The following is a 26,382-nucleotide window of genomic DNA, read 5'->3' as shown; positions in this document are numbered from 1 at the left end:
TACAAATTCCTGGAATCTGCCGTCTATTCTTATACTTTTTCGCTTAAAACCTGTCGAAAGATAACTGTTCTGTTTTCTCATTGAGGAAGTATCTTTCCCAACTGTTAGATCCGTTTATTGTGGGAGAGTCAATGGACTTGAGATGGCTTTGGTAGTTATTTTCCACAGTTTTAGAGAAATGATTTGCATAGCAATATGTACATTGATGCATGCAAGTATTATATTGACCAATATCTTTACTTGGAATACAACCACAGGAATTACGCTGACCTTTGTCCTTATTTGAATGCTCATTGATATAAGTAAGAAAGGCGGGCATGTCGGAACATATTCTTCTTATCAACTCAGGATCAATGCATCTGTTATGCATGATGTCAAAATCAGATAAATCGATAATTTCACCACAAGTCGAAATCTGTAATCCCCATTCTTCATTCATCTGAGCAAGCTTTTCACTGAACATCCTCATCTCATTCTCGGTAAATTCACGAACATCTTCATAATTAGCATTATTCAAATTATTTCTTACTCTTGTATAGGGGTTGATATCAACAAAGCTTATTACAAGTTTTTCTGTGTATTGATGGAGAGCATCACCGACTGTTTTTACGTTTTCAAGTAAGGAATCAATAGTAATATCATTTGATAGAATGAGGGGATCAAATCTCCAAATTACTTTCTCTTTTCCAATAACTTTTGATAACTCGATAAATGAGGCAATTCTCTCAGATAGTGGGGGGAGATTTGATTCGAAACCTTCTCTCTCATAATTATTTACCGCATATTGGAAATAATATCTGATATCCATATTGTCAATGTCTGATAAGTGCTTCAGCATGGAAGAGGCATTTTTTGTCCAAAAAACAATGAATTTAGCATTTTCAAAGTTGATAACCTGAGGCTTCTGATTCATTGGGTTGAGCCAGACTGAGTAACCTTTGTGTAACCGTTCGATAAACCATTCTGAATAGAATGCTGGAATATCAGTCGATCTGCTTACCGATAATATCGGAGGAGATATAGATGGAACACTTCTATCAGAACCCCGTATCCTAACCTTAGTTATGCTTTTTGGCCAAGTGCTATTTGACATTTATTTATCACACCCTTTTAGCAATAAATGAATGATATTTTACTGTTCGCTTCAAGTTAAAACTAGATACTAATGGATGGTCTCTACATATGTCTGGGGCAATCGCCTTAGGTGCTCCGGTGGATGGGCTTTTAATGATCGTTCCTTTAGGACTATCTCTTATATTCTTAGCGATCCTATTGAAGCTTCCTCGAACATCAATAACTTCTGATGGATTTGATGGTAGAGGAATGTCAAATAAGGGCACATCAATTCCAATCAAAATTGATCCTTCCTTCATACTGTTAAAACAACGATGCATAAAACTAACATATCGGTCCACACTTTGGAAGGAATGCATTAGATCTGTTGCACAATTTTGCATTACATGTACATCAGAATTTTGTAAAATACTCATCGCATCATCATTATTAAAGATGCTTCCGAGGTTTGATATCACTGTATTGCCTGGAATGAAATCTCCTCTCCAATAATCCGGAACCATATTCGTGTATGCGTGCGCTCTAAAATTTTCCCAGTTATGATTGTCGATGTAATGGGATCTGACTGCCCTTATCAAAGGATACTTTTGATTAATGAATTTCAACAATCCTAATAGTTCAGGTTCCGCTCCACCACCATAAATTGATACGTCTAGATTTACTTTTCCCTCCCAACCTAATTTATCTTTCATACTCCCATCAATATAAAAGGCCTGTGGGTGTGATGCAGTCCAAAGCGCATCTTGAATAGGGTCTATATATAGAGGATAGTATGCCATCAGATATGCTGCTTGGAAGAGAGGATCATCATAATCGTAAGAATTGAAATCGCTCTTATAATAGGTCTCCTGTATTGACGAAATTTTTGATTTTAAGCTGTCAATTAATTGATTATTCCCCTCAAGGCCTAGATATTTGATAATATGGCTATATGGATCGCGTTGCTCCATACATTCAATTACCGGGGCTTATATTATAAAATGTGCGGTTATACCTTTCCATTCCAATAATCCGTCAAGCCAATACGATTAATTGTCAATCTATTGATTCAGGGTGGCTCTTCTTCCCGCAGGAGTCCCCCTTCTTTTGGCCAAAGTGCATGAAGGGACGCCTGCAACCCTTATAGATCTTTCGTTTTTGTGATGGTTTCCCGGTATGGTGGACTATTTTCGCCTTCTAAAATTAGTGAAGAACTGAGGCTTGAGAAACGTACAGCAGAAATGAAACTGATGGTATGAAAAGCATCTCATACCCTTGTGAAGCATTACGTTAAAAACCAGAATTCATCAGATTATCGTTTTTGGTCCCCTCTATGAGCCAAAGGCTCATAGCGTGCTGTGTTGCACAATTCTGTCAAAGGGTAACAGTGCCCGTATTTCCCGCTGCGCCCGGCGGATGCTCCTGTTGTTCTGCAGGTCTACAGTGACCCTCTGCAGGGAGACCACCGTCCGGTCCTCATCGAACACGAAGATGCCGTCGTCTTCTCCGTCAAGGGCTGTGAAAAGACGCTGTTCTTCGTTCTGCTGCTCGGACATCATTGTTCCCTCTGTCACACGAGTTGCATTGCTCTCCGACCGACTGCTTCCGGCGAGGACTCCCCGATCATTCCACAACCTCCTTGAGCGTGAACCGGAACGCAGCGCCCGCTTCCGGGTGACCGGTCACCCGATCCTCGACCCAGATGCGCCCACCGTAACGCTCCAGGAGCGTGCGGCAGATATAGAGGCCGAGCCCCTCCCCCCGTGCCCGGGTCCGCCCTCGTTCGAACCGACGGAAGATCGACTCCTTCAGTTCGTCGGGAACGCCGGGGCCGGTGTCGGCCACGGTGACGACGACGCTGCCGTCGAGCGTCTCGACCGAGATGGTAATAACGACGTCGGGGCCGCCGAATTTGACGGCATTCCCGATGAGGTTGTGGAAGACTTCGGCAAGGAGATCGTCCGCCCGGACCACGCGAGAGACCCCCCCGTACCTGATCTCGGCTTCGGGGAAGTTCTTTTGTTCGCTGACGATCACGCCGTGAAGGTCGATCGGCTTCAACGGCGCGTGTTCCAGATGAATTTTGCGGATCATTGCAACATTCGCCAGAATCTCCGTACTTTTATCGATGCTCCCCTTCATCTTCCGGACATACATCTTGGGCTCTCCTTTCAGGACCTGCATCAGCAGGTCGGTATACAGGGTGGCGACGCAGTTGGCGTTCCTGATGTCGTGCGTGAGGATGTCCAGGTACAGGTTCGCCTCACGGTTTGCGACCTCCAGAGCGTGGAGGAGCCGGGCCCGTTCATCCTCGGCCTGCTTGCGGTCGGTGATATCCTGCGCGAACTCGATCAGACCGACAATCTCCCCCGTCTCGTCGGTGACGGGATACCCCCGGAGGAGAAAGATCCTTCCATCGGGAGTGGTGATCTCGGCCTCCTGAGGCTGTCCGGTCTCCCGGGCAATAACGACGGGGCATATATCGCAGACACCTGTACGGTTGTGCCATATCTCGTAGCACCGGTGCCCGACCAGGTCCTCCGGTTCCCTGCCGATGAATGCGGCGGCGGCGCGGTTGACCCAGAGCACCCTGAGATCCGTGTCGTAGTAGGTAAACATCTCGACAGTCGAGTCAAGAATAAGGGCTTTTTCCCGTTCTGCCCGGCGCAGGGCCTCTTCGGTCCGCTTTCGCTCCGTGATGTCCCATGCGTTCACGACAAAGCCCCTGATGTGGGGGTCGTCAAGGAGGTTGGTCACGCTTGCCTCGATCACGTGCGTGCCGCGCGGGCCCCTGAAGCGGACCTCGAACTGCACGCTCCCTCCCGGCCTCTCTGCCAGGGTCGATACCACCTCCTTCACCCGCGGCAGATCCTCGGGCTGGATCATATCGAACGCATGCCTCCCGATCAGCGTCTCGGGTGGAAACCCGTCCAACCGCTCGATAGGCGGGCTCGCAAACCGGATCGTTAACTGCTCGTCGATGACGAGGATGAACTCGGAGCCCTTCTCGATGAGAGCCCGGAACGTCTTTTCGCTCCCTCGCAGGTCGGCCTCCGCCCGGTGCCGCTGGAGGGCGATCGAAGCAAGGCTCCGGAAGACCTCGACGACCCGGAAATTGACCTCTCCACCCTCCCACCGGGTGAGGATCACGGCCGACCCGAAGATTTCGCCTTTCCAGGTGAATGGAATGCAGTACATTGCGCCGAGGCCGGCAATAGCCTCGAATTTACGGCAGATCTCCTGCGAGATCTGCCCGAGGGCGACTTCCTGCAGCCCTCCTTTCACCTCCTCGATCTCGCCGCGGGTCATGATTGCCCGGATATGCGGGGGGATTTCGAGCGAGAGCCTGGTGAGGTCCTCCCCGAAGGTCTCGGTGATGTCCGGCAGGAACGGCTCGATGCCGAAGAACGCCCGCGGGCTCAGGGTGCCCGCCCGGATATCGGCGGCGCTCACGATGACGACGGAACCGGGCGCGAGTTCATGGAGGTAGGCCCCGATGGCGGAGAAGACGTCGGCCTCGTCCGGCATCCCGGCAAGTTCCGTCGCCGCCCGGGAGAGGAAGGCCAGATCGTCCGATCTCCGCCGCACCTCTCCTTTTGCGGCCTCCCGGCGGGTGACGTCGCGGAAGCGGACGAGCCAGTCCCCGGTCGCCAACACCTGCCGGGAGGAGAAGACGTACCACCGCTCCCCGGCGGCCGAGGATACCCTGACCGTGATCTCCCCGGACCCGGTGCGGTTCTGCAGCAGCGAGAGGATCCGCTCCCTCTGGTCTCCATCCGCTTCCGGGAGGATTCGGTCGGCGACGAGGCGGGCCGCATCCGCACCGCGGGCGTCATCGGCGGAGATCCCGGCGAGGCACTCCATGGAAGGGGTGATGGTGCGGACGTTCATGTCGGAATCGGCGAGGATGACGGCATCCTCCATGGCATCCAGTACCTGCAGTATCTCGGGTCGCACCTCCATGTCCGGCTCAGTGGTCTGCATACGGCCAGCCCCGTCCGGCAGGATCGCCATCGGCAGGGAGATCCTCGTGCAGGGTTCTCCACGGGGGTAACGTCACGGAAAGTATAATAGTCTGTCTGCCGGCCCGTCCGGGCAGCCCGCCCACCCTGTTTGTGCGCCGGGGGGCTTTCGATACGGCAGGAGCTCTGGGCTCCGTCACAACAGTACTGTTCCCCACCCGGCAGGCGGTGCTCGGGCATTCTCTGCCCACCGACAGTCCGCACGGAGGGGCACAGCCCTCAACGCAGAGCGAGGGGGCCGGCGTCGTCCGGCTCCGACCCACGGGCGCGTGCAAAGTTACCGAGGAGGTCAACCGCCGATTCACGATTCCCCTGACTTTTCAAAGTTAGGCATTTTGTCGCCGGGCAGATCGCTCCAAATGGGTCAGATTCTTGTAGACCGAAATCAGCGTTTTTATGATCCCGGGCTGAGATCGCCTGTCTCGTATGGAACAGGCACGAATCAAGAATATAAAATGCAACAGATGTAAAAAAAATCCGACTTCAAAATTCTAAAAGGTTAAGATTTTTCTCCCTTTTTCTTCTCAGGTGCCACAGATCCGGTTAAAAAGAATCCAGATGCTGGGAAATCCTTGACATCCATTTTGTGAGATTGCTCACCGGAAGAAATTGCCGGAGTAATGAAGCGGAAGAATTCACTCGTGAACTGTTCGTAACTGAACCCTTCCGCCTCGATCACCAGTTTCCATTTGTTTTCCATGGAGAGGATACCCATGAAGGAGATCATAAGATACATCGAAGTCAGGAACGGATCGAGATCGGCTCGTATTGTGCCGTCATCGATACCCTCCCGGATCGCATCCGCCAGGATCATACGGCAGGTACCATATCCCTTTCCAATCTCTGCGGTACACGGGTTCTCTCTGGAAAAACGCTCAGAACCGTAAAAATGGATCATTCGAAGATAGTCGGGGTATTCCTGTGAGAACTGATAATAGGCCTGGCCCATCAGGGCTACCTTGACGATTCCGGGAACCTGTTTCTCCATGCATTCCGTATATTTTTCCTTGAGGATCTGGACGCCACGGAGAACAATAGTAGCGTAAAGTGTCTCCTTATTTCTAAAATACAGATAGATGGTAGCCTTATTCAGTTCGACCTCTTGGGCGATATCATCCATGGAAACATCTTCGTAACTCCGGGAAAAAAAGAGACGCTCGGCTGCATCTATGATCTCGGTCTTTCGCTGTTCCTTTTCTCGTTGTCGTCTATCGGCTATTCCCATCCCGATTCTCCAGTTATTGTCTGGTCTTCTGGTTTATGATTCACGCGAGGCCTCAAGCGCTTTAAGCAGCCACGCCATGTTCTTTCCGGTATCATGGGCACGCCCGATTCCCTCCTCATCCCGATTAACAGCTCCGATCTCTCTCCCAAGGCCGATAACGGGTTTGCCCGGGATGATCATGCCGGAAAATACCATGAAGTTGATCATCGTATTCAGAGCGGCGGTGGCTCCGGCCCTGCGCATTACGGTTACTGCAACGCCGACCTTGCGCTGGAAAAGGTCTCTATTGGCCATTGCTACAAACCCTGCCCGGTCGATCAATCCCTTCATCTCGGCCGTGACGTCCAGGAAGTACACCGGTGAACCGAGAATAATCCCATCCGCTTCGACCATTTTGTCGATGCAGGTGTTGACGGTATCATCGTCAAAAACACAATGTCCGTCCTGATTCTCCCGACATTTCATGCAGGCAGTACATCCCCGTGCCACGCATCCGCCCAGATTCACTTCTTCAGTGGTGATACCTTCTTTTTCAAGTTCTTCTATGATATGTCTCATCAGAATGGAAGTGTTTCCATCTCTCCGGGGGCTGCCGTTGATCGCGATCACTTTCGTCATGATGAATCCCTCGTTACCTTTTTTGTCCATGCAATTCGGATTTTGATCTTTCCCGTCAATTCAATTCGGTAGGAGAAAACATTCATGCTCCTTTCGTTTGTTACACCCGGCGGGGTCAGACCTCCCGCCGGATCCAGGCCTCGATGAGCGCCCGCGAGATGCTCGCCTTCGAGGGAACGGGGGGCAGGGTGCCGCGGGTAAACCAGCCGGCGGCTTCAATCTCCCGGTTGTCGATCCGGATCTCTCCTCCGGCATGGTCTGCGACAAAGCCGATCATGAGCGAATCGGGAAACGGCCATGGCTCGCTCCCGAAGTACCGGAGATTTTGCACCGCAACGCCGACTTCCTCGCCGACTTCGCGGTGGACGGTCTGCTCGAGGTTCTCACCGGGTTCATTGAAGCCGGCGATGACCGAGAAGACCCCCGGCGGGGAGCGGGGGGAACGGGCGAGCAGGACCTCCTCCCCCTTTTTAATCAGCACGATGATGGCGGGGGAGATCCGGGGGTAGACGATGCGGCTGCAGGCCGTGCAGATCCGTGCCCGCTCGGTCGTGAGCGGGCGGGTTTTTGCACCGCACCTGCCGCAGAAGGTATTCGACCGGTCGAAGTCAAGGATCCGCACGGCATAGGAGGCAACGGCCATGTCGCTGTCCGAAACCTTTCCGGAAAGTTCCCGGACCGGCGACTGCTGCCAGCCGCCCGGCGGCGTGGCACCGGCAGGGACCTCGGCTGCGTAATAGATGATGTCGTCGCGGGTGCCGAGATACACCGGCGCACCGCACGCCAGACCGGCGGGGAGCGGGTTCGGCATGAGAACGGTGCCGGATGCCGGGTTGCTCTTGAAGAGCACGGAACCGTCCCGGACCAGGATCCAGCGTTTCCGTGCAGGCGACGGGTCCTCCGGTTCGGGGTAGACCGGGAGGAGGGGATGGACAGCGTAGAATGGGCGGTGCTCCATATGATATCCTCAGTATGTATCCGTGGAAGTTCTCCTTTGTGCCCGAAGTGTGGTGCTCATCACAGGAAGTATTCCGGCTCCTTTCGCTCGTTATAAAGCGTATAAAGGCGCAGTGAAGCGTCCCTGACCAGACCGGGTTTCATCGTTCTCGCATGCTCGGGACAGTGTTTGATGCAGGCGCAGCACGTGATGCAGTTTTCAGTGTCGATCGCCCTGCTGTTTTCCGGATCGATGGCACCGACAGGGCATCTCTCTGCACAAATCCCGCACTGTATGCACGCATCGCTGACCGCAATGAAATCAACATTCCAGAATATCGAATCTCTCCGGTAAGGATGGCACGGCTCTACCCGATACGGATGACAGCCGGGGATTATTACTTCAGAAATCCGGTCGGCTGATGAAACAGACTGAAGTTTTTCCCATATCTTCTGCCCGAATAATTCTGCATGTTCCAGGTCCCCCGAATCCGGGCGACCCACGGCGGTCGGTGTTTCGTCGGTGGAAAACGAATGCTCCCCGATAAATGCTGCGCCGGCGACCGGTTTACATCCGCACTTAGCCAGGATATCTTTCAGCTCGAGGAGTGCATCTTCATATGCACGATTACCATAGACGACGACACATACTGCAGGCGTATTTTGGGCTTTCATCGCGTGCAGCCATTCGGTTACCAGTGCCGGCACCCTTCCCATATATACCGGCACGCCGATAATGAGTAGTTCTTTTTCCGATGTTTTTAGTGGCTGTTTTCTCGCATCGGGTCGGGTAATATCCAGCAATTCCACGTTGGCGGGATTCAATCCGCGTGCAATGCCCAAAACAACCGCTTTTGTCGTTCCAGTAGGCGAAAAGTAAACCAGTTTCACGGATTCCGTTTTCATTTCATTTACTCCATCAATTGTGGATGAATTCCACATTCAACGCCTTTCATTCGATTTCACGCTCACGGGACTCTGGCCTGGGCCTTTCCGATCTACCCCTGTTTCTACAGGATTCTCGCTTTTGCGTCGAGAATCCATGTGATTCATCCCTCTCCCACAGGGAGGTGCAATCTCCGGGATTCTGCCCGGAGGCAGTTTCACTAAAGGATCATCATTCTCATTCATATTATAACTATCGGTTATTAAATAACTGTGAGTTAGGTTAAATGAATCCTTCTCTGCTTTCTTGCCCGGCCGGTTTTGAACGTAAATCTGAATGCAGCGCCTTCCTTCGGGTTGCCGGCACGCGCAACGTTACCGGGGAGGTGAACCGTTGGTTCAACAAAACGGTGCCGTATCTGGGGAAGGAGTACCCCTGGCACTACGTCATGCTCCTGAAGGCCCGAGAGCTGGCGCACTATCTGATTGGCAAGAAGACGATGTCGGCTTTCGTGACTCCTATGTATACGGTTGAGCGGCAGGATTCGGATGAGATTCGGCAAAAAATCCTGAATGTGCCGTATGCCGAATGGAAGAAGATGGGATTCTCGAAGGGAACGCTCCACTACATGAAGCAGAACACGAAGAACGGGAAATCGTTTACGCTGAATAAGCATGTGCGGGAGCGGCTGGCAGAATGGGGCGTGCCGTAATTGTCATGGAAATCCAGAGTCGCGAGGGGATCAGCGGGCACAGGTAGGCATCTAACATTTTCACCGTCTTTTGTTGAAGTATAGACATTTATCAATCGGCAGGGAATCAAAAAATTGAATTATTCTATCTCGCCCCTGCGGCCGGCTCCATCCTGGACTCCATGGATATATCGGGGACCCTCTCACCCTTGATGAACGCGAGCAGATCCGCATTGATCTGGTCCTTGTGGGTCGAACAGATGCCGTGCGGAGCGCCCGGATATACTTTGAGAATGGCGCCTCTGACTATCCTGGATGAAAGCATTGCGGAGACTCCGATGGGCACGATCTGATCGTCGTCGCCGTGGATAATGAGGGTCGGGACATCGAACTTCTTGAGGTCTTCAGTAAAATCAGTCTCGGAGAAGGCCTTGATGCAGTCGTATACGGCTTTATGTCCGGCCGTCACACTCTGAAGCCAGAACGTGTCCCGAAGACCCTGCGAGACCCTGGAACCCGGCCGATTGGCACCATAGAACGGGGAACTAAAGTCCTTGAAGTACTGCGAACGGTCGGCGAGGACAGCAGCACGGACCTCATCGAAGGCCTCTATCGGGATCCCGCCGGGGTTGGCAGCCGTTTTGAGCATATGAGGCGGCACCGCGTCGATCAACACAGTTTTCGCCACACGGTCAGTGCCGTGGCGACCGATGTAGCGGGCGACTTCGCCACCTCCTGTGGAATGGCCGATGTGGATCGCATCCCTGATGTCGAGCGCTTCGACCAGGGTCGCGAGGTCATCCGCGTAGGTGTCCATGTCGTTCCCGTTCCAGGGCTGGTCGGATCGTCCATGACCGCGACGGTCATGGGCAATGCAACGATATCCATGGTCGGCCAGGAAGATCATCTGGTCTTCCCAGGCATCCGAACTCAGCGGCCAGCCATGACTGAAGACCACCGGCTGTCCGCTTCCCCAATCCTTATAGTAAATCTGGGTGTTATCTTTCGTCCTGATAGTAGGCATTGTACTCACCGTCCTGGTTGCACCATTTCATCTGGTTCCAGTGCCGGGGCAGTCAGTGGCACTGGAAGATTTCCTGTCCGCCTCCGATGGGAAACCCTTCTTATCCCAAAATAAGACCGAAGATCCTCCCGGCAGGCAGACCCCCGATGATAACTGTTCATCACAAAAAGATTTCGCCGGTGATAGGCGAGTCGAATCCGGAGTTGATACTTCCTTGCGAACGATGAATAGTCTTTTTTGGCCCTGAAACCCCCCATGATGACAGGGGTGGGTTTTCGTTCTATATACCCACGATACAGGGAGCAGGGGTGACAATTCGAACCGGATCAATCCTTAACATGCCCGCACTCACACAACCCTCCGACCGGCTTAAAGGTGGAATACGGCTCTCCAGGGATTCTAATGTAAACTCTACTTATCCGCGCTCCGCACGCCAGAACAGCCCGGGAGATGAAAACGAAAGTTGCTTACCTGTTAACAAGAGTCCGATTCGTCGGAGATACTTATAACCGAAAATCGAAATGCGAGGGGAGCGATTCGAACGCTCGAACTCCTACGAGACCAGGCCCTCAACCTGGCGCCTTTGACCTGGCTTGGCAACCCTCGCTCTGTTCCCTCTATACAACGCGCTGCAACATAAAATATCTTGCTCTGCCGGAACCCGGCCTCTCGTGGACGAGATGGCCGCACGTCCCCGCGTGACCTTCCCGTTGTGCACAGACCCGTGCTCCAGCGCCCCTGAACCGTCTTCGATGCGTATTTATGCGCCCGGTTCCAACGATCCCGCATGTGGGCTGACATCTCACGGGAGTTCGCCGATTCACCGTCCCAGGGCCGCGTCGTCCGGTTCCTGCTCGAGAATGGGTTCGGCATCAACGAAGAGGGGCGCATCGTCTGCAACGGCATCGAGATCCCGGCCACGCATATCGGCAGGGCGATCGAGACCGACCGCAGGGTCGTCGACGCCACAGCCCGCCGTATTCTCGAGAACCCGGAACTGCGGGAGGTCTTTATCCGGATGCGCGCCGCGCCCGACTTAAGCAGGGTCGCCGAGGCCCTCGGCCTCTCGGTCATCACGCTCTTCCCTAAAGACGCGCACCAGAAGGGGATCGTCGGCGCGGCGGTCAAAGTCCTCGTCGACCATGACCTCACCATCCGCCAGATCTTCGTCACCGACCCCTACCTCGCACAAGAGCCCAAACTCGTGATGATCGTGGACGAGGCCCCGGTCCCGGCATCGGTCTACGAACGCCTGCGTGCGCTCCCGCAGGTAAAACAGTTGATTATCTGAAGAGCTCCATCTCAAGCCCGAGCCGGCGGATCCGCTCTCTCTGCCTCCGCGGGAGGGCAATTGAACGCTGCAGCCGCTCTTCGAGCGTGATGGTGCGGGTCCCCTTCACCAGGTTGTCCGCGTGGGCGACGATCTTCTCCTCGAGCGTCCGGGGCATGCAGTCGCGCGGCACGAGGTTTAAGAGCGAACACTCGTCGGCCGTCAGCCCGGCGCCGATGTGCCGCTCGACGATGGCGGCGATCGCCTCGTCGAGACCGAACGACCGGCATAGTGCGCCGCCGACCTCGGCGTGGCGTAGATCGTGCGTCACCCCCCTGCCGATATCGTGGAGGAGGGCCCCGGCCTGGACCTGGTCGCGGTCGACTATCGAGTCGGACGCGTAGGTGAGCGCAAGGTCGCGCACCGCCCGGCAGTGGGCGATGACCCCCCCGGAGCATCCGGCGCGCCTGAGGAGGGCGATGCAGTCCTCTTCACGCACTCCCGAGGCTCTCCTTGATCTTATCGACCCTTCTCCTGAGGGCGCTGGCGATGAGTTCGTTGTCGAAGTGCTCGAGCATCTCCTCGCAGTTCGGGCATTCGAAGTTCCAGTTCGCCGCATCCGTGAAGGTGTAGACGACGCTGCAGTTCTTGCACATGTAAAAGTCGTTCTTCTCCTCATAGGTGAGCCGGGCGTCAAGGTGCTCGAGCACATCCCGGATCTCCTCCTCAAGCACGTCGTGGACGCGGTCCAGGCGGAGGTGCCAGAGGTAGGTGAGCCAGCCGGTCTCGGTGTTCTTCAGCCGCCGGTACTCGGCGAGGCGCCTCTCGTAGAGCGTGTAGAGAGTGTGGCGGACGGTGTTGAGGTTGACCCCGGTCATCTCGGCAAGTTCCTCGTCACTGTGCTCCCCTCCTTCGGGGAACCGCCTGAGAAGTTCGATTCCCTCCTCTCCGATCATGCGCAGAATGTAGGCGTTGATTGCCGGATCGTTTAACAGTTCAGTGACGGATACCATGCTCAAATCTCTCCCATAATGGATAATCGTATAATAGTATATGTTCCAGCATCGATGCTTACCATACTCTGCTCTCAATCCTTAATTCCCTTTCCCGTGTATGTGGGGCCGGGCAGCCTCTCACGGCAGAGATGAGGATTTCATGGGGTTCATTCCCCGATCAGCCTCCGGACAGCCCCGGTATTCCTCTCCAGGTCTGCATACGCCGCTGCCTCCGTCTTTCCGCACCCGAAGACGCTCACGATGGCGTGCCCCTCCTCGAACTCGGTTCCGGGCCAGGGGATGTCGGCGATCCGGGGCGCAAGCGCCGAGAGGTCCGCGTCAAGCCGCATATCCCGCTCCGAAAAGAGGATCCGCCGGACCGCGACCTGCCGTGCCGCAGGCCTGGCCGCCGGGATCACCCCGCGGCAGGCGTTCATGTGCATGGCAAAGACGCTCTCCCCGATCGCCATCTCGACCGTATCCAGGGTTGCCTGGAACCGGGGGTTGATCTCGATCGCCCAGGGTCTCTCCCCCGCCATGAAGTCGATCCCGACCGAGCCCACGCATCCGCTCGCCGCCGCGATCCTCTCCGCGCACGCTACCATCTCCCCGGCGAGGGGATGAGAGAACGGGGTGACCGACCCGGCAAACCCGTGCGCACTCTCGCCCTCGCCCCGCAGGATCTGCCGGTTGACCGCGATTGCCCGGGCGCGCCGGCCGTCGGCGACGCAGGAGACGCTCGACGGGACCCCGTCGACGAGGTGCTGGGCGACGTAGGGCACGTCCGGCCAGGCCTCCTCCCACCGGCGGAGTTCCTCTGCGGTCCTCGCGACCGCGTTCCTCCATCCTCCCGCTCCCCGGCGCGGCTTGACCATCACCGGGAAGTCTTCGCCCCCGGCGAGCGGCGGGACCGGCACCTCCAGCCCCTCGAAGAACCGCTGGATCTCCAGTTTGTCGAGGAACCGCTCCACTTTCGCAGGCGGCGTACCGCAGAGCGGGATCGTCGTCCCGACAGCCTCGGCGCCCGAGGCGACGACCAGCGCGTCCACCGGGTGGCGGGCGGCAAGTTCGGCTATCTTCTCCGGGAGTTCGGCGAGTTCGTCGAACGAGAGGCAGTCCTCCGCGTACCAGCCGAGGTCCTGGTCGCAGAAATGGTCGACGGCGTAGACCGTGTAGCCGGCCCGGCGGGCCGACTGCGCCACGTGCCGCGTGGCGAACCCCGCAACCAGAACCCGGCCTCTCACTGCTCCACCGTCTTCTTCCCCACTTTCGTCGGCTCGATCCGGATCTTCGCGTCCGGGTACTCACGGTTGAGTTCCTTCCCCTCGAAGAGGTGGTCGAGGAAGAGGGCGAGGCTCGATATCTCGGAGTGGGGCTGGGTCGTCACCGAGACGTTGTAGTCGGAAAGGCCGTAGATGTCGCCCGGCACCTTCTCCGCCCCCACCACGACGAGCACCCGCTCCTCTCCGCGGATCTCGTCGATGACGTCGGTCATCCGGAGTCCGTACATCGTGAGGTGGGCGACCTTGCCGCCGGCGGCTTTCCAGTCCTGGATGCACCGCCGCCACTTCACGTCGTTCTCCACGAAGAAGTCTCCTCCCCACCGTGAGGCCACGTCCTCGATGCTCGCGATCACGCCGTGGTCGTCTGCGGCGAGGTACATTCCCCGGGCCCCGAGCGCCCGCGCCGCGAGCCCGACATGGGTCGTCACCCGCTGGTCGCGTTCGGGCCGGTGGCCTATCCGGAGCACCGCTACGTCGGGCATATCGCTCACTCCTCGCTCCTCTTCGCCCTGATAACGCCGTTCTCGATGACGAACGGCATATCATTCGTGTACCGGCACTGGCACTCGATCAACGACTCCTGGATGGAGAGGAGGCGCACCGTCTCCCCGGCCTGCCGGACCAGGAGATAGCGCTTGAGACGCTCAAGCGACGCCGTGACCACACCTGGTTCAAAGCCGGTGGCTGCTGCCAGGTCTCCGACCGCAATGCCGCCGGTTTCGGGAATCAGGTGATATATTGCCCAGTCCAGATCTTCCTCACGCACACCTATTCTTTTTTCCGGACAGACCGATATAGTTATTCATGCACTGCCCGCACCGTTCCGGCTCTGCGGGCCGCTATCGGCGGTTCTCAGGCCGGTGCAGGGCGGCGGAAGGTATGGTGGGAACCGAGTATGGTCGATTATGCAGAACTGGCGGACCTTGCCGACGGACTCTTTGAGGCGAGCGGCGACGACGACGAACTTCTTGCGAAGAGGCTTGATACGCTTGACGGAGAGACCCGGGGAGCGCTGCTCTCCTCCGACCTCCTCAACGCCTACCAGGTATTCTACTACTTTTTCCGGGAGACGCCGGACGAGTTGACGATGGAACGGCTGCAGCTCCACGCGGCATCCGACCTCGCGCCGGGGGTCGTCATCGACGAGATCGATCTCTACGAGGTGATCTTTGGCATGAAAGATGGAGAGCCCGTCCTCCTGATCACCGACGGCGAGAATACACTGGCACGGTTTGAAGGGGAGCACGCATACGAGGAGACGATCCGGTACCTGGACGAGTGCCTCTAGACGGGCGATCGGCCGGCGGTGATCAGCCGTTCGTCCACCTTCGCCCGCACGACCGTGGGGAGGTCCCCCCAGCGGACGACCGCGTCGCCGACGACGGCAAGCACGCCCCGTATGCCCGTCCCCGGGAGGGCGTCGAGGACGGAGGTGTCGTCTGCCGTTAGCCGGTTGCAGATCGCCGTCGCCCAGGCGTCCGCGGCGGCGACGTCGGGGGCAAAGACCGTCACGGCATCGGCGACGCCGAAACTGATCGAGGGGCCCACCGTCGCCGATGAGGTGCAGATGCCGAGGATCTCGTTCTGCGGCGGTAACAGGAACGCGATACGCCCGCTTAAGGAAGACGTGCCCGCGTAGATGCCTATTTTGACCTCGCGGTCGCTCACAAGAGCGATATCCCCCCCGTTGTCGATGAGGGCAAACGTCGCGCCCTCCTCGACCATCGCCTCCACCCCGGCCCAGGCTATCGCACCCGCCACCGCAGCCATCGGCCCGACCCCGGCAGCTGCCGCGGCCCGGGCCATGCGATCGGGTGTCCTCTCCGGGATCTTTGGGAGATACGGCTCGAGCGTTGCCGAAAAATAGGGGTCGAGAGCGATCTGCCGCTCGACCTCCCGCCGGGCGTTCAGCATGCCGGATTTTGCCGCCGCGATGTGCCGGGAGTCGTCGGCGAGGATCGTCGCGATCGTCTGCCGGAACTCGAAGTGCTCCCGGATCATCCCTGTTGCGAGAGGGCCCCGTGCGGGCACGCCTGGATGCACTTGCCGCAGAGGACGCACCGCTCGGATCTCACGCGGAGGCGCCACTCTTCGTCGAAGGAGAAGACCTCCTGGGGGCAGACACTGATGCAGGCGCCGCAGTCGACGCATTCCGCCTCGTCGAGAGCGACGGCGTTCTCCATCACGCGTACCGCGACCCCCATCTCCTCGAGGCGCCGCCGGACCAGGTCCGCGTCCGCGTCAGGGATGTCGATCAGCACCTCGCCGGCCATCGAGTCGATGTTGGCCTTCTCGACGTTGACGAGGACGCCGGTCTCCTTCACCACCCGGGCGATCACCGGTTCCCTCCCGGGGTCGGCTTTCCCTTTCCGGGAGAACGTCAGCAGGAGTTTCATCGTCGCCGCCTCCCGCCGAAGAGTTTTCCGAGATCGATCGCCGAGAGGATGCCGACCACCCGGTTCGTCGTATCGACTACCGGGAGTGCGCTGATGTTGTTCTGCTCCAGTTTCCGGGCGGCGACATCCACCGGCTCGTCGGGGGTGGTCTTGATCACCTTCCGGGTCATGATATCCTTCACCTGCCGCAGTTTCCCGTCGGTCACCACCGCCTTCGAGACGTCGTAGGTGGTGATGATCCCGACCAGCGTGCCGTTGCCGTCAAGGACCGGGAGGTGATTCGTCTCGTCTTTCAAGAGCCGCTTTGCCGCCACCCGGATCTCCTCGTCTTCCGTGATGCTGATCACCTGCCGGTTCATGATGTCGCGGACGCGGGGGCTGACCGCCGTCTCCCGCATGGGTTTTGAGCGTTTTGTCGGGTCAAGCAGCCGGGTGGGGAGCGCAAGTTCCATCTTTCCTCTCTCTATCCAGTCTTTGAGTTCCAGCGCCACCGCCCGTGCCCGCCGATAGCTGGAGAGCGACGACGTCCTGATCGTCTCCCCCCCGACCTCGACGGACCCGCTCCTGAGGTCGGCGTAACTGACCTTCGCAAGCGACGGCCGGTCCCGCCGGGGGGTGCCGTAATCGATGATATCGGTCAGGATATCCTCGTCCCGCACCGCCGTGCTCCGGACGATACCGGTATCGAGCACCGGTATCGGGACGCCGATGCCGACGTACAGCGTCACGCCGTAGCCGTTCATCACCGCCGCCCGCAGGAACTCCTGACGCATCCGTTTCATGTCCCCGGTCACCATCAGCGTCCCGAATCCGCCGCCCGCCGAGTGCTGGGTGCCCTCGCCGACCACCATGCCCTGTGCACCGGCAAGGAAGATCGGGATGCCGCTCCCGATGACCCTGAATCCGGGGTCGTTTGCGAGCGGCGAGAGCGTCCCTGCGCCGGAGTAGGAGACGTTGCCGCACCGCGGGAGGAGGGTCCCCATGTAGGTGTGGAGCGTCCGGTCGGTGGTGTTCGCCGCCGCGTTGTAGCGCTGGTAGGCGTTTCTCGGGTTCACCATGACCGCCTGGTTCATATCCTCGAGCAGCAGTTCCGTGACGATGCTCCGGCGCGGGTAGCAGTCGGTCCCGCGGGAGGTCGCCCGCAGTTCGACGGTACTCCCCGCCACGAGTTCTTCGAGGACATGGGCGCCGCCGTAGAGGCGGTCCTTGGCGTCGGCCTCCTGGGTTGCGCCCAGGTAGGCGTCGACCGCCGCTATTCCCGCGTATGCTTCCACGTCGTTGAGCCAGACGCGCTCCATCCGGATGGGGGGGTCGGCGTGCCCGAAGTTGAAGAATGCGCCGGAGGAGCACATTGCCCCGAACGTCCCGGTCGTGACGACGTCGACCTCCTCCAGTGCCCCTTCCTCTCCTAACTCGTCGACAATGCCCGGCATCTCTTCGGCGGTAACGACTCGTGCAGTACCGTCGCGTATCCGGGCGTTGATGAGGTCCAGGGACTTTTCCATGAACGTATATTCATTTTAGAATATTTATAGGTGTTGATTATTACTTTAGGTAATATTGTGTCCGGGTATGGAGCCCTGCCGGCACGGTCGATCCGGAATAACCCCCGGGAGGCATGCATCTCCCGCTTCACGACCCGGCCGCTCCGTGCCCGGGCAAAAAAAAGGTGGGGTTCTCTACGTTCAGTCCCGCCTGTGCAGGACAACGAGGAGCCCGAGGACGCCGAGCGCCCCTATCACGGCGAAGGGCGCCGTGCCTGTGTGGGGCGCCTGGGTCGGCACGGGCGAGAGCGAGGCCGAGGCCGAGGCGGTGCTTCCGGCACCGACCTGGACGCTGGTCGACCAGTCGCCGTAGCCTGCAAGCGCCACCCTGACCGCGTGGGTTCCGGCGGCAACGCCGTCGACGGTCAGCGGGGTGATGCCCTTATAGGCGTTGTCGATGTAGACCTCGGCGCCGGAGGGAGAGGAGGTGACCGCAATGGAGCCCGTCGTGCTGGCCTGACCGGGCTGGAGCGCCGCACTGACATGGCTCGTGGTTGCCCCGCTGACGACGACCCCCGTCGTGTAGTCCTGGTAGCCGGAGAGAGCTACCCTGACGGTATGGGAGCCGACCGGGACGTTCGAGATCGTATACACTCCGGCCGAGGGAGTCTTGCCCTGGTACTTGTCGTCAAGGAAGACGTCGGCTCCTGCCGGGTAGGAGACCACGTCGATACCCCCGGTAGTCTCGGAGGGAACGGCCGACAACTGGGCGTTGACGTAACTGGTCACGCCGGGGCTCACGGTCACGCTCGACCTCCAGTCATAGTAGTTGGCAAGGTCGAGCTCGATGTTGTGCTTCGCGGTAGAGACGCTCGTGAGCGTCAGGGGAGTCTTGCCCTTGTAGGTCCCGTCCATGTAGACGTACGCACCGGAAGGGGAGGAAGTGACCTTGATCGACCCGTACTGCTCGATCGGGGTCAGGGTGAACTGGACATTCGACTGCTGCCCTGCTTTGACCGTGACGGTCGCATAGTCGGACTGGTAGCCCGAGTGGTCTGCCTCAAGGGAGTAGGTGCCGGGGGAGAGGCTCTGGATCGTGAGCGGCGCCACTCCCCGGTAGTTCCCGTTCAGGTAGATCGCCGATCCGGAGGGGCTCGACGAGACGCGGATCGAACCGGCGGTCTCGATCGGCTGCAGCGTCGCGTAGACGTCCACGGTCTGGCCCGCCGCGGGGCTCGAGGGCAGGCTGCCGGAGTATGCCTGGTAACCGCTCTTCTCTACCCGGAAGGAACTGTAGGGCGCCCCGGTGGTGTAGACCGGGACATCGAGCGATCCTCCGTACGTGGTACCCTGGTAGCTTCCGTCAAAGTAAACATTGGCACCGTCGATGTTGCAGTGGACGCGGTACCATCCCTCATCTCCTCCGATTGCGGATACGGCAGGAATGCCGGCGCAGAGAAAGAGAAGCATCATTCCGATAACAAACTTTTTCACCATGATCTATCTCCGATGGATGACAAACGAATTTCGGTTTTTTTGGGGATAACTATTTCTATTTGATCTATCGAATCTCCTCGGCTTTTCGACGATACCGGCTCTTTTTCTCCCGGAAGACAGCAAAATATCATGGGATGCCGGGGTTCGCCCGGCCCGAACCACTCTCACGCGGTGGGGTCGAACGGCCCTCCTCTGAGCGGGGGTTCCCGGCAACTTCATCCACTCTTTTTATCCCGTGAGATCCATACGGGGTACTGCATGGATATCCGGAGGATCATCGCCGCACTGGAGCAGGTCGCTCCGCCCGAACTGGCCGAGGAATACGATGCCGGGAGGATCGGTCTCGTCGTCGAGGGGAAGGACGAGATCGGGACCGTCTGCTGTGCGCTCGATGCCACAGAGCGCGTGGCGGAGGCCGCAGTTCTCGCCGGTGCGGATATGCTGGTCGTCCACCATACGCCCCTCTGGAGCCCGGTCACGGCGGTCAGGGGCCCGACGTCGCGCCTGCTCCGGACCCTCCTTGCCGCCGGCATGAACCTCTATGTCATGCACACGAACTTCGACCATGCCCCCGGAGGCGTCAACGACGTCCTGGCATCCCGGCTCGATCTATCACGGACGGAGCGGATGGCCGCCGGCCTCGTCGGCGACTGCTCCCTCGACGCGAACGAGATCGCCCGCCGCCTCCCCGGCGGAGGGATCCGGGTCTACGGGGAGGTCGGGACGATCCGGCGCCTGGCGGTCGTGGGGGGGAGCGGGTTTGATCCCGACCTGATCCGGGAGGCCGTCGACCTCGGGGCGGAGGCGTTCCTCTCGGCGGAGCTGAAGCACAGCGTGGCCCGTGCATCGCCCATACCCTGCCTCGAGGCCACCCACTACGCGCTCGAGGCCCCGGCCATGGAGGCTCTCGCATCCCGCATGGGGTGGCATTATATCCCTGATCCGCCACACGTAGTGGTAGTTCCATGAGCAGCATCTGGCAGAGGATCGAGCGGGACCGGGCGCTGACACCGGAGTTCCGCACCTGCATCGAGCGGGTCTACGGGGAGCGGGGGAGAAAAGCGCTTGAAGCCGTCGATGCAGGGCAGGTGAAGCGCTACCGGGACTTCTTCATCGTGGTCGGACGCAGCGACGAGTATATCGTTGAAGGCGACTTCTGCACCTGCAGCGACTTTCTCTTCCGGGGACGCGAATGCTGGCACATCCTTGCAGTACGCATCGCCGAGAGGACGGGATTATATGAATCCTACGACCTCTGGTACCAGGACACCTGGAAACCTTGAACAATCCGCACAAACAACTATATCGGTCACAATCATACCAATTTATGCTGCGTGATTTTCAATGCTCGAGGAAGAATATACGCTCGATTATTTCAGGTCCGAAGGGTTTGAGCGGAAGGTCTGCAGGAGTTGCGGGGCGGCCTTCTGGACCCGGGACCCCGAACAAGAGTTCTGCGGCGACGCTCCGTGTGTAACGTATAACTTCATCGGCAACCCGGTCTTCAAGCCCCATAGCGTTGATGAGATGCGGGAGGCCTTCCTCTCGTTCTTTGAGCGGCACGGTCATACACGCCTCGAACGATACCCCGTAGCCGCCCGCTGGAGAGACGATATCTACCTCACCATCGCATCCATCGCCGACTTCCAGCCGTTCGTCACGAGCGGGGTCGTCCCCCCGCCGGCGAACCCGCTGACCATCTCCCAGCCCTGCATCCGCCTAAACGACCTCGACTCCGTTGGGAGATCCGGACGCCACCTGACGCTTTTTGAGATGATGGCGCACCACGCCTTCAACACCCCGGAGGAGCAGATCTACTGGAAGGACCAGACGGTCGCCCTCTGCGACGAGTTCGTCAAGTCCATCGGGGGCGATCTCAACCGGGTCAGCTACAAGGAGCACCCCTGGTACGGCGGCGGGAACGCCGGAGCCTCCGTCGAGGTGCTCATCGGCGGTCTCGAGGTCGCGACGCTGGTCTTCATGAACCTCGGGCGGCAGAAGACCGATCAGCCGCCCGTCGACGTGAACGGGGTGCCCTACTACCCGATGCGGCTGAAGATCGTGGATACCGGCTACGGCCTCGAGCGGTTCGTCTGGGCCTCGAAGGGTTCGCCGACGATCTACGACGCGGTCTTCCCGGAGATGGTGAGCCGCCTGATGCATTCGGCCCACCTGGAGAACCTCCTCGACAACCCCGAGTTCACGAAGATCATGGGGCTCAGCGCCCGGTTCGCCGGGGTGATGGACATCTCCGGGACGAACCTCTACAACCTCAGGAGGAAGGTCGCCGAAGCGATCGACGTACCCGTCGAACGGCTCGAGCGGATCGTCGTCCCGATCGAGAAGGTCTACTCGATCGCCGACCACACCCGCTGTCTCGCCTACATGCTCGGCGACTGCATCGTCCCCTCCAATATCCGTGAGGGGTACCTCGCCCGGCTCGTCCTTCGCCGGACGCTCCGGATGATGAACGACCTCTCGATGGACGACGACCTCTCAGACCTGATCGAAGCACAGATGCAGGTCGTGGGGACCGAGAACTTCGAGCAGGACGTGGGTGTGGTCAGGGAGATCGTGGCAAACGAGGAGGTGAGGTACGCAAGCACCCTCGAGCGCGGGACCCGGATCGTCCAGAAGATCGCCCGGAACTACAAGGCAAAGAGTTCCCGTGTCCCCCTCGAGGAGGTCATCACCCTCTACGACTCGCACGGCATCCCGCCCGAGATGATAAAGGAGGTCGCCGCCGCCGAGGGCGCCGTCGTGGAGATCCCCGACAACTTCTACTCGCTGATTGCCGACTCTCATTCGGAGGCACAGAAGGAGGCGAAGGGGGAGGACCCGCTTGCCCGATACCGCGAGCGGGCGAAAGCTCTCCCTCCCACAAAGAAACTCTACTACGAGCTCCCGAACGAGATCGAGTTCGAGGCGATGGTGCTCGACTACTTCGACGGGATGGCGGTGCTGGACCAGACGCTCTTCTACCCCGAGGGAGGCGGTCAGCCGTCCGATACCGGCACCCTGGTGACGTCCGATAGCATGGTGCGGGTGGAGGAGGTCGTGAAACTCGGGGAGGTGATCCTTCACCGGGTCACGGGGGGCCCCCTGATGCGTGGCGACCGGGTGAAGGGCATGGTGGACGAGGAACGCCGGTGGTCGCTGATGCGCCACCACACGGCGACCCACGTCCTCCTGCACGCCGCACAGCAGGTGCTCGGCGTCCACGTGCACCAGGCGGGCGCCCAGAAGGGGAGCGAGGCTTCCCGCCTGGATATCCGGCATTACACGCATATCACGCCCGAAGAGCTCAGGAGGATCGAGCTTGAGGCGAACCGTCTGGTCATGGCCGATACGCCGGTCTACGTCCATATCGAGGAGCGGACGAAGGCCGAGCAGAAGTACGGGTTCGGCCTCTACCAGGGCGGCGTCCCGCCGGGCCGGGAGATCAGGACGGTGCAGGTGGGGAGCGACGTGCAGGCGTGTGCGGGAACGCACGTCCGGACAACCGGCGAGATCGGGCCTATCAGGATCCTCGGCGTCGAGCACATCCAGGACGGCGTCGAGCGGCTGGTCTTTGCGGCCGGTATCGCTGCCGTGCATGCAGTACAGCACATGGCGGAACTCCTCGAGACGTCTGCCGATGTGGTGAGCGTCCAGCCCGAGAACCTTCCGGCGACGGTAGCACGCTTCTTTGGGGAGTGGAAGGAACAGAAGAAAGAGATCGAACGCCTCCAGAAGAAGGTGGTGGACCTCGAGATGCAGAACCTCGACGGCGAGATGGTGGACGGGGTCAGGATCGTCGTCAGAGAACTGGACGCGACCCATAAGGAACTCGTCGCACTCGCCACCACCGTCGCCGACGGGGGCGGCGTGGCACTCTTTGCATCGGGGGACGGAAACGTGAAGGTGGTGGCGGCGTCGGGAGTACCGACGGTGAACGCCGCCGATATCGTGCGGGAGACCTGCGGCGTCCTCGGCGGGAAGGGCGGCGGCAAGCCGAACCTTGCGCAGGGCGCAGGCTCGGACGCCTCCCGGCTCGAAGAGGCGCTCGAACACGGGCGCAGTCGGATTCTTGAAGCACTCCATGGTTGACGATGTCGTAGTTATTCAGCCGGGCGATGAGCGGGCACAGAAGATCGCCCGGGCAATGGCGAGCCAGACGGCGAACGCGGTCATCCAGGCCTTCGGTGGCGGGCCGCTGACGTCGTCGCAGGTCGCCCGGCAGATGAAGATCCCCATCACCACCGCCTCTTACCACATCGAGAACCTCCTCGACGCCGGGCTCCTTGAGGTTATGGAGACCCGGTGGAGCGAGAAAGGACGCGAGGTGAAGGTCTACGGCCTTGCGAACCAGGTCCTCATCATCGCGTCGCCGGCAAGCGATCTGCGGTCGGTGCTGCAGAAGTACGCGACGCTTTTCGGGGTCGTCGTCCTCGCGAGCCTCGGACTCTGGGCAATCCTCCCGGCGGTGCTGCCGCCATCCTGGAACGTGGAACCCGCCTCAAGGAGCGTCGGAGAGGATAAAGAGTTCTCGACGCTCCAGGCCCCCACCCTCGATGGTGCCGGGGCGCCGCCGGTCCACGACCTGGTGATGGGCTTCTTCTTCGGCGCCTGCGCGGTGCTGCTGGCGCTGCTGGTCTACGAGGTCTTCTACTGGTGGCGCACCTCCCCGCGCTACCGGGTGGAAAAAGAGCAGGAACGGATAGAAGAGGTCCGGTGAGAGCGTTTCCGGGGTCTTTTACGGTCTCCTCCCGGCAACTCCGGCTTGTGGCTGTTTTCCGCTTCCGGCCTCAACCTTCGCCCCGCATTTGGGGCATCGCGTCTTCTTCGGGTTGATCTCTGCACCGCAACTGTAACACTTCGGCATGGTATCTCACCACACATTCCCATCCGACTCTAATGTCATAAGGCTATGCCAGGGATGTTCCGTCGGAACTCCGGTTACGGGCTGCCATCCCCCGGGTGACGATCTTCGCGATGCCGACGGGCCCGTGGTCATGGAGAGCCGGTGTCGATCCTCTCCGGGAGAATGTCTTCTCCCTCCGGGCGTGGGGGTGAAACGCTGTCGGACGCCGCGATCATCCGCATGATCTGCGCACCATTTCAACCTGTTTCCCGTGCATTTTTGTGCAGTATCCCTTAAAAATGGGTTTCCGGGATTTTTTGTGTCCGACATATATTTCAATATGGATAAAAATATAATACCCGCCCGTCAACCATGATCCATGCTCGGCATCGTCCCGGAGATCGACCCGGAGGTCTTCTCGCTGGTCATAGTCCCGTTATTCATCTTCTTTGCGCGGATCTGTGACGTCACCATCGGGACGATGCGGATCATCTTTGTGTCCCGGGGGATGAAGATGGTCGCCCCGGTCCTCGGGTTCGTCGAGGTCTTCATCTGGATCATCGCCGTCGGGCAGATCTTTCAGAACCTCACGAACCCGCTCAACTACTTCGCCTACGCGGCCGGGTTCGGCACCGGGAACTACATCGGGATGCTCGTCGAAGAACGGCTGGCGATGGGGCTTGCTCTTGTCCGGATCATCACCCAGCGGGACGCGACCAACCTCATCGACTACCTCCGTGCCGCCGGCTACGGGGTGACCGTCCTCGACGCCCAGGGGAAACAGGGCCCCGGCAAGGTTCTCTTCTCGGTGGTCAAGAGAAAGAACATCCGCGACGTGGAGGACGCCATCCACGAGTTCAACCCGAAGGCGTTCTACTCGATCGAGGATGTCCGGCGGGCGGCGGAGGGGACGTTCCCGGTCACTGTGCCGGGCCCGGCCCCGTTCCACCTGGGACGGGTCATCCGGAAGGGGAAGTGACCCCGGGGTAGGTTATCCGATAGACGGCGTTCGCCCGGTCGTCCGAGACCAGGAGCGAGCCGTCGTTCGCGACCTCGACGTCAACCGGCCGTCCCCATGCATCGCGCCCCTGGAGCCAGCCCTCCGCGAAGGCCTCGTAGGAGACGGGCGTGCCGTTCTCGAGTTCGACCATCGTCACCCGGTAGCCGATAGGTTCCAGCCGGTTCCAGGAACCGTGCTCGGCGATGAAGATCCTCTCCCGGTACTCCTCCGGGAACTGCTCGCCGGTATAGAACTGCATCCCGAGCGCGGCGACGTGCGGCCCGAGTTCCTGCTCCGGCGGCGTGAAGTTCCCGCACGACTGCCCCGCCCCGAACTCCGGGTCGGGGATCGACCGCCCGTGGCAGTAGGGGAACCCAAAGTGCATCCCCGCTTCCGGTGCCCGGTTCAGCTCGTCCGGCGGGACGTCGTCGCCGAGCCAGTCCCGGCCGTTGTCGGTGAACCAGAGGTCGCCGGTCCGGGGGTGCCAGTCGAAGCCCACGGTGTTCCTGATGCCCCGGGCATAGACCTCGAGATCGGTCCCGTCCGGGTTCATCCGGAGGATGGTGCCGAACCGCTCGTCTTCGGGGTCGCAGACGTTGCAGGGCACGCCCACCGGGACGTAGAGTTTTCCGTCGGGCCCGAACGCGATGAACTTCCACCCGTGCGACGCATCGCCCGGGAAGTCTTCGCTCACCACCGCCGCCTCAGGCGGATCGGCAAGGTTCGCCTCGATATCGTCATACCGCAGGACGCGGCCGATCTCGGCAACGTAGAGGGAACCGTTCCGGAGCGCGACGCCGTTCGGGGAATCAAGACCGCTTGCGATGGTGATCACCTCGTCCCCCCTCCCGTCGCCGTCGCGGTCGGGTATGGCGTAGACGTTCCCGGGGCCGCGGCTCCCGACAAAGAGCGTCCCGTTCGGGGACATGGTCATGGACCGCGCCCCGGTGACGTTCCCGGCATAGACGTCGATCGCAAACCCCGGCGGCAGGGTGATCGTATCGAGCGGCAGGGTGCCTGTGGTGCCCCCCGGCGGCATCACGACGGCCACGGCGATCCCGAGGAGGGCAATCACCGCAACAGCGGCAAGGATGATAACAGTCCGGCGTGTCATGGAGGGTCATCTCCGGGACTCCGGATGGCCGGGAGGATATATAGG

The 26,382-nt window shown here is 59.3% G+C and carries 27 protein-coding genes and 1 tRNA gene; 8 read left to right on the top strand and 20 right to left on the bottom strand.

Going from position 1 to position 26,382, the window contains the following annotated elements; genetic code table 11:
* Nucleotides 1–43: 43 nt before the first annotated feature.
* From DIC75_RS06800 to DIC75_RS06765, 8 genes are all read right to left on the bottom strand, one after another.
* Nucleotides 44–1,093: a DUF1848 domain-containing protein gene (locus DIC75_RS06800; protein ID WP_250987277.1), complete on the bottom strand. Its 1,050-nt coding sequence runs from the start codon at nucleotides 1,091–1,093 to the stop codon at nucleotides 44–46.
* 7 nt (nucleotides 1,094–1,100) lie between these two features.
* Nucleotides 1,101–2,024, bottom strand: a complete 924-nt coding sequence (locus DIC75_RS06795; protein ID WP_250987276.1) for a hypothetical protein — start codon at nucleotides 2,022–2,024, stop codon at nucleotides 1,101–1,103.
* A gap of 375 nt (nucleotides 2,025–2,399) precedes the next feature.
* Nucleotides 2,400–2,609, bottom strand: a complete 210-nt coding sequence (locus tag DIC75_RS06790; RefSeq protein ID WP_250987275.1) for a hypothetical protein — start codon at nucleotides 2,607–2,609, stop codon at nucleotides 2,400–2,402.
* Nucleotides 2,610–2,676: 67 nt separating this feature from the next.
* On the bottom strand, nucleotides 2,677–5,037 hold the full coding sequence (locus tag DIC75_RS06785; protein ID WP_250987274.1) for a PAS domain-containing protein: 2,361 nt from the start codon (nucleotides 5,035–5,037) through the stop codon (nucleotides 2,677–2,679).
* A 537-nt stretch (nucleotides 5,038–5,574) separates the two neighbouring features.
* Nucleotides 5,575–6,300, bottom strand: coding sequence for a TetR/AcrR family transcriptional regulator (locus DIC75_RS06780; protein WP_250987273.1), 726 nt, complete (start codon nucleotides 6,298–6,300; stop codon nucleotides 5,575–5,577).
* A 33-nt stretch (nucleotides 6,301–6,333) separates the two neighbouring features.
* Entirely contained in the window at nucleotides 6,334–6,918 is a 585-nt protein-coding gene (locus DIC75_RS06775; protein WP_250987272.1) for a flavodoxin family protein, read from the bottom strand.
* Nucleotides 6,919–7,033: 115 nt separating this feature from the next.
* Nucleotides 7,034–7,876, bottom strand: a complete 843-nt coding sequence (gene nudC / locus DIC75_RS06770; RefSeq protein ID WP_250987271.1) for an NAD(+) diphosphatase — start codon at nucleotides 7,874–7,876, stop codon at nucleotides 7,034–7,036.
* A 59-nt stretch (nucleotides 7,877–7,935) separates the two neighbouring features.
* Nucleotides 7,936–8,760 (bottom strand): EFR1 family ferrodoxin, encoded by an 825-nt coding sequence (locus DIC75_RS06765; protein WP_250987270.1) that lies wholly within the window; start codon nucleotides 8,758–8,760, stop codon nucleotides 7,936–7,938.
* A gap of 266 nt (nucleotides 8,761–9,026) precedes the next feature.
* Between DIC75_RS06765 and DIC75_RS06760 the strand changes: the two genes are divergently transcribed.
* On the top strand, nucleotides 9,027–9,452 hold the full coding sequence (locus DIC75_RS06760; RefSeq protein ID WP_250987269.1) for a hypothetical protein: 426 nt from the start codon (nucleotides 9,027–9,029) through the stop codon (nucleotides 9,450–9,452).
* Between the two features lie 124 nt (nucleotides 9,453–9,576).
* Here DIC75_RS06760 and DIC75_RS06755 read toward each other — a convergent pair whose 3' ends face one another.
* Both DIC75_RS06755 and DIC75_RS06750 read right to left on the bottom strand, forming a co-directional pair.
* Complete coding sequence (locus tag DIC75_RS06755) at nucleotides 9,577–10,455, bottom strand: alpha/beta fold hydrolase (protein ID WP_250987268.1); 879 nt, start codon at nucleotides 10,453–10,455, stop codon at nucleotides 9,577–9,579.
* A 522-nt stretch (nucleotides 10,456–10,977) separates the two neighbouring features.
* A tRNA-Leu gene (locus DIC75_RS06750) sits at nucleotides 10,978–11,062 on the bottom strand.
* A gap of 180 nt (nucleotides 11,063–11,242) precedes the next feature.
* Here DIC75_RS06750 and trpY point away from each other — a divergent pair.
* Nucleotides 11,243–11,746, top strand: a complete 504-nt coding sequence (gene trpY / locus DIC75_RS06745) for a TrpY family transcription regulator (protein WP_250987267.1) — start codon at nucleotides 11,243–11,245, stop codon at nucleotides 11,744–11,746.
* On the opposite strand, the gene DIC75_RS06740 is transcribed toward trpY, so the two are convergent.
* The 5 genes from DIC75_RS06740 to DIC75_RS06720 all read right to left on the bottom strand — a co-directional run bounded on the left by DIC75_RS06740 (nucleotide 11,739) and on the right by DIC75_RS06720 (nucleotide 14,769).
* Complete coding sequence (locus DIC75_RS06740) at nucleotides 11,739–12,224, bottom strand: HDIG domain-containing metalloprotein (RefSeq protein ID WP_250987266.1); 486 nt, start codon at nucleotides 12,222–12,224, stop codon at nucleotides 11,739–11,741. The genes trpY and DIC75_RS06740 overlap by 8 nt on opposite strands.
* Nucleotides 12,217–12,738 carry a transcription factor gene (locus DIC75_RS06735; RefSeq protein WP_250987265.1) on the bottom strand — a complete coding sequence of 174 codons (522 nt, stop codon included), beginning with the start codon at nucleotides 12,736–12,738 and terminating at the stop codon, nucleotides 12,217–12,219. The genes DIC75_RS06740 and DIC75_RS06735 overlap by 8 nt, the downstream gene beginning before the upstream one ends.
* Before the next feature lie 149 nt (nucleotides 12,739–12,887).
* The gene (locus DIC75_RS06730; RefSeq protein ID WP_250987264.1) at nucleotides 12,888–13,964 is read right to left on the bottom strand and encodes an ATP-grasp domain-containing protein; all 1,077 of its coding nucleotides are present in this window, start codon (nucleotides 13,962–13,964) and stop codon (nucleotides 12,888–12,890) included.
* Nucleotides 13,961–14,485, bottom strand: coding sequence for a tRNA (cytidine(56)-2'-O)-methyltransferase (locus tag DIC75_RS06725; RefSeq protein ID WP_250987263.1), 525 nt, complete (start codon nucleotides 14,483–14,485; stop codon nucleotides 13,961–13,963). The genes DIC75_RS06730 and DIC75_RS06725 overlap by 4 nt, the downstream gene beginning before the upstream one ends.
* Nucleotides 14,486–14,490: 5 nt before the next feature.
* The gene (locus tag DIC75_RS06720) at nucleotides 14,491–14,769 is read right to left on the bottom strand and encodes a MarR family transcriptional regulator (RefSeq protein WP_250987262.1); all 279 of its coding nucleotides are present in this window, start codon (nucleotides 14,767–14,769) and stop codon (nucleotides 14,491–14,493) included.
* A gap of 129 nt (nucleotides 14,770–14,898) precedes the next feature.
* Here DIC75_RS06720 and DIC75_RS06715 point away from each other — a divergent pair, with 129 nt between their 5' ends.
* The gene (locus DIC75_RS06715) at nucleotides 14,899–15,291 is read left to right on the top strand and encodes a hypothetical protein (RefSeq protein WP_250987261.1); all 393 of its coding nucleotides are present in this window, start codon (nucleotides 14,899–14,901) and stop codon (nucleotides 15,289–15,291) included.
* Here the strand turns inward: DIC75_RS06715 and DIC75_RS06710 are convergent.
* The 4 genes from DIC75_RS06710 to DIC75_RS06695 all read right to left on the bottom strand — a co-directional run bounded on the left by DIC75_RS06710 (nucleotide 15,288) and on the right by DIC75_RS06695 (nucleotide 19,380).
* Nucleotides 15,288–16,004 carry a UPF0280 family protein gene (locus DIC75_RS06710; protein ID WP_250987817.1) on the bottom strand — a complete coding sequence of 239 codons (717 nt, stop codon included), beginning with the start codon at nucleotides 16,002–16,004 and terminating at the stop codon, nucleotides 15,288–15,290. The genes DIC75_RS06715 and DIC75_RS06710 overlap by 4 nt on opposite strands.
* The gene (locus DIC75_RS06705) at nucleotides 16,001–16,399 is read right to left on the bottom strand and encodes a 4Fe-4S binding protein (protein ID WP_250987260.1); all 399 of its coding nucleotides are present in this window, start codon (nucleotides 16,397–16,399) and stop codon (nucleotides 16,001–16,003) included. Before DIC75_RS06705 ends, DIC75_RS06710 begins: the two co-directional genes overlap by 4 nt.
* Nucleotides 16,396–17,904, bottom strand: a complete 1,509-nt coding sequence (locus tag DIC75_RS06700) for a homocysteine biosynthesis protein (protein WP_250987259.1) — start codon at nucleotides 17,902–17,904, stop codon at nucleotides 16,396–16,398. The genes DIC75_RS06705 and DIC75_RS06700 overlap by 4 nt, the downstream gene beginning before the upstream one ends.
* 180 nt (nucleotides 17,905–18,084) lie before the next feature.
* A complete protein-coding gene (locus DIC75_RS06695; protein WP_250987258.1) occupies nucleotides 18,085–19,380 on the bottom strand; it encodes a PEGA domain-containing protein in 1,296 nt (431 codons plus the stop codon).
* Nucleotides 19,381–19,638: 258 nt separating this feature from the next.
* Between DIC75_RS06695 and DIC75_RS06690 the strand changes: the two genes are divergently transcribed.
* The 5 genes from DIC75_RS06690 to DIC75_RS06670 all read left to right on the top strand — a co-directional run bounded on the left by DIC75_RS06690 (nucleotide 19,639) and on the right by DIC75_RS06670 (nucleotide 25,202).
* Nucleotides 19,639–20,349 carry a Nif3-like dinuclear metal center hexameric protein gene (locus tag DIC75_RS06690; protein ID WP_250987257.1) on the top strand — a complete coding sequence of 237 codons (711 nt, stop codon included), beginning with the start codon at nucleotides 19,639–19,641 and terminating at the stop codon, nucleotides 20,347–20,349.
* Nucleotides 20,346–20,663, top strand: a complete 318-nt coding sequence (locus DIC75_RS06685; protein WP_250987256.1) for an SWIM zinc finger family protein — start codon at nucleotides 20,346–20,348, stop codon at nucleotides 20,661–20,663. The genes DIC75_RS06690 and DIC75_RS06685 overlap by 4 nt, the downstream gene beginning before the upstream one ends.
* A gap of 61 nt (nucleotides 20,664–20,724) precedes the next feature.
* Nucleotides 20,725–23,469: an alanine--tRNA ligase gene (gene alaS / locus DIC75_RS06680; RefSeq protein WP_250987255.1), complete on the top strand. Its 2,745-nt coding sequence runs from the start codon at nucleotides 20,725–20,727 to the stop codon at nucleotides 23,467–23,469.
* Nucleotides 23,462–24,097 carry an ArsR/SmtB family transcription factor gene (locus DIC75_RS06675; RefSeq protein ID WP_250987254.1) on the top strand — a complete coding sequence of 212 codons (636 nt, stop codon included), beginning with the start codon at nucleotides 23,462–23,464 and terminating at the stop codon, nucleotides 24,095–24,097. Before alaS ends, DIC75_RS06675 begins: the two co-directional genes overlap by 8 nt.
* Nucleotides 24,098–24,602: 505 nt before the next feature.
* Nucleotides 24,603–25,202 carry a DUF2179 domain-containing protein gene (locus DIC75_RS06670; protein WP_250987253.1) on the top strand — a complete coding sequence of 200 codons (600 nt, stop codon included), beginning with the start codon at nucleotides 24,603–24,605 and terminating at the stop codon, nucleotides 25,200–25,202.
* Here the strand turns inward: DIC75_RS06670 and DIC75_RS06665 are convergent.
* Nucleotides 25,183–26,337 carry a PQQ-dependent sugar dehydrogenase gene (locus tag DIC75_RS06665; RefSeq protein ID WP_250987252.1) on the bottom strand — a complete coding sequence of 385 codons (1,155 nt, stop codon included), beginning with the start codon at nucleotides 26,335–26,337 and terminating at the stop codon, nucleotides 25,183–25,185. The genes DIC75_RS06670 and DIC75_RS06665 overlap by 20 nt on opposite strands.
* Nucleotides 26,338–26,382 lie beyond the last annotated feature (45 nt).

The sequence above is a fragment of the Methanoculleus oceani genome (genome assembly GCF_023702065.1).
In the GTDB taxonomy this organism is placed as follows: domain Archaea; phylum Halobacteriota; class Methanomicrobia; order Methanomicrobiales; family Methanoculleaceae; genus Methanoculleus; species Methanoculleus oceani.
Note: the sequence above shows the minus strand (reverse complement) of the source record. Positions and strands in the feature narration are given on the sequence as shown.

Coding starts and splice junctions, on each gene's coding strand:
- DIC75_RS06800 (WP_250987277.1), bottom strand. CDS start 1,093: ATGTCAAATAGCACTTGGCCAAAAAGCATAACTAAGGTTAGGATACGG.
- DIC75_RS06795 (WP_250987276.1), bottom strand. CDS start 2,024: ATGGAGCAACGCGATCCATATAGCCATATTATCAAATATCTAGGCCTT.
- DIC75_RS06790 (WP_250987275.1), bottom strand. CDS start 2,609: ATGTCCGAGCAGCAGAACGAAGAACAGCGTCTTTTCACAGCCCTTGAC.
- DIC75_RS06785 (WP_250987274.1), bottom strand. CDS start 5,037: ATGCAGACCACTGAGCCGGACATGGAGGTGCGACCCGAGATACTGCAG.
- DIC75_RS06780 (WP_250987273.1), bottom strand. CDS start 6,300: ATGGGAATAGCCGATAGACGACAACGAGAAAAGGAACAGCGAAAGACC.
- DIC75_RS06775 (WP_250987272.1), bottom strand. CDS start 6,918: ATGACGAAAGTGATCGCGATCAACGGCAGCCCCCGGAGAGATGGAAAC.
- nudC (WP_250987271.1), bottom strand. CDS start 7,876: ATGGAGCACCGCCCATTCTACGCTGTCCATCCCCTCCTCCCGGTCTAC.
- DIC75_RS06765 (WP_250987270.1), bottom strand. CDS start 8,760: ATGAAAACGGAATCCGTGAAACTGGTTTACTTTTCGCCTACTGGAACG.
- DIC75_RS06760 (WP_250987269.1), top strand. CDS start 9,027: ATGAATCCTTCTCTGCTTTCTTGCCCGGCCGGTTTTGAACGTAAATCT.
- DIC75_RS06755 (WP_250987268.1), bottom strand. CDS start 10,455: ATGCCTACTATCAGGACGAAAGATAACACCCAGATTTACTATAAGGAT.
- trpY (WP_250987267.1), top strand. CDS start 11,243: ATGTGGGCTGACATCTCACGGGAGTTCGCCGATTCACCGTCCCAGGGC.
- DIC75_RS06735 (WP_250987265.1), bottom strand. CDS start 12,738: ATGGTATCCGTCACTGAACTGTTAAACGATCCGGCAATCAACGCCTAC.
- DIC75_RS06725 (WP_250987263.1), bottom strand. CDS start 14,485: ATGCCCGACGTAGCGGTGCTCCGGATAGGCCACCGGCCCGAACGCGAC.
- DIC75_RS06715 (WP_250987261.1), top strand. CDS start 14,899: ATGGTCGATTATGCAGAACTGGCGGACCTTGCCGACGGACTCTTTGAG.
- DIC75_RS06710 (WP_250987817.1), bottom strand. CDS start 16,004: ATGATCCGGGAGCACTTCGAGTTCCGGCAGACGATCGCGACGATCCTC.
- DIC75_RS06705 (WP_250987260.1), bottom strand. CDS start 16,399: ATGAAACTCCTGCTGACGTTCTCCCGGAAAGGGAAAGCCGACCCCGGG.
- DIC75_RS06700 (WP_250987259.1), bottom strand. CDS start 17,904: ATGGAAAAGTCCCTGGACCTCATCAACGCCCGGATACGCGACGGTACT.
- DIC75_RS06695 (WP_250987258.1), bottom strand. CDS start 19,380: ATGGTGAAAAAGTTTGTTATCGGAATGATGCTTCTCTTTCTCTGCGCC.
- DIC75_RS06690 (WP_250987257.1), top strand. CDS start 19,639: ATGGATATCCGGAGGATCATCGCCGCACTGGAGCAGGTCGCTCCGCCC.
- DIC75_RS06685 (WP_250987256.1), top strand. CDS start 20,346: ATGAGCAGCATCTGGCAGAGGATCGAGCGGGACCGGGCGCTGACACCG.
- alaS (WP_250987255.1), top strand. CDS start 20,725: ATGCTCGAGGAAGAATATACGCTCGATTATTTCAGGTCCGAAGGGTTT.
- DIC75_RS06675 (WP_250987254.1), top strand. CDS start 23,462: ATGGTTGACGATGTCGTAGTTATTCAGCCGGGCGATGAGCGGGCACAG.
- DIC75_RS06670 (WP_250987253.1), top strand. CDS start 24,603: ATGCTCGGCATCGTCCCGGAGATCGACCCGGAGGTCTTCTCGCTGGTC.
- DIC75_RS06665 (WP_250987252.1), bottom strand. CDS start 26,337: ATGACACGCCGGACTGTTATCATCCTTGCCGCTGTTGCGGTGATTGCC.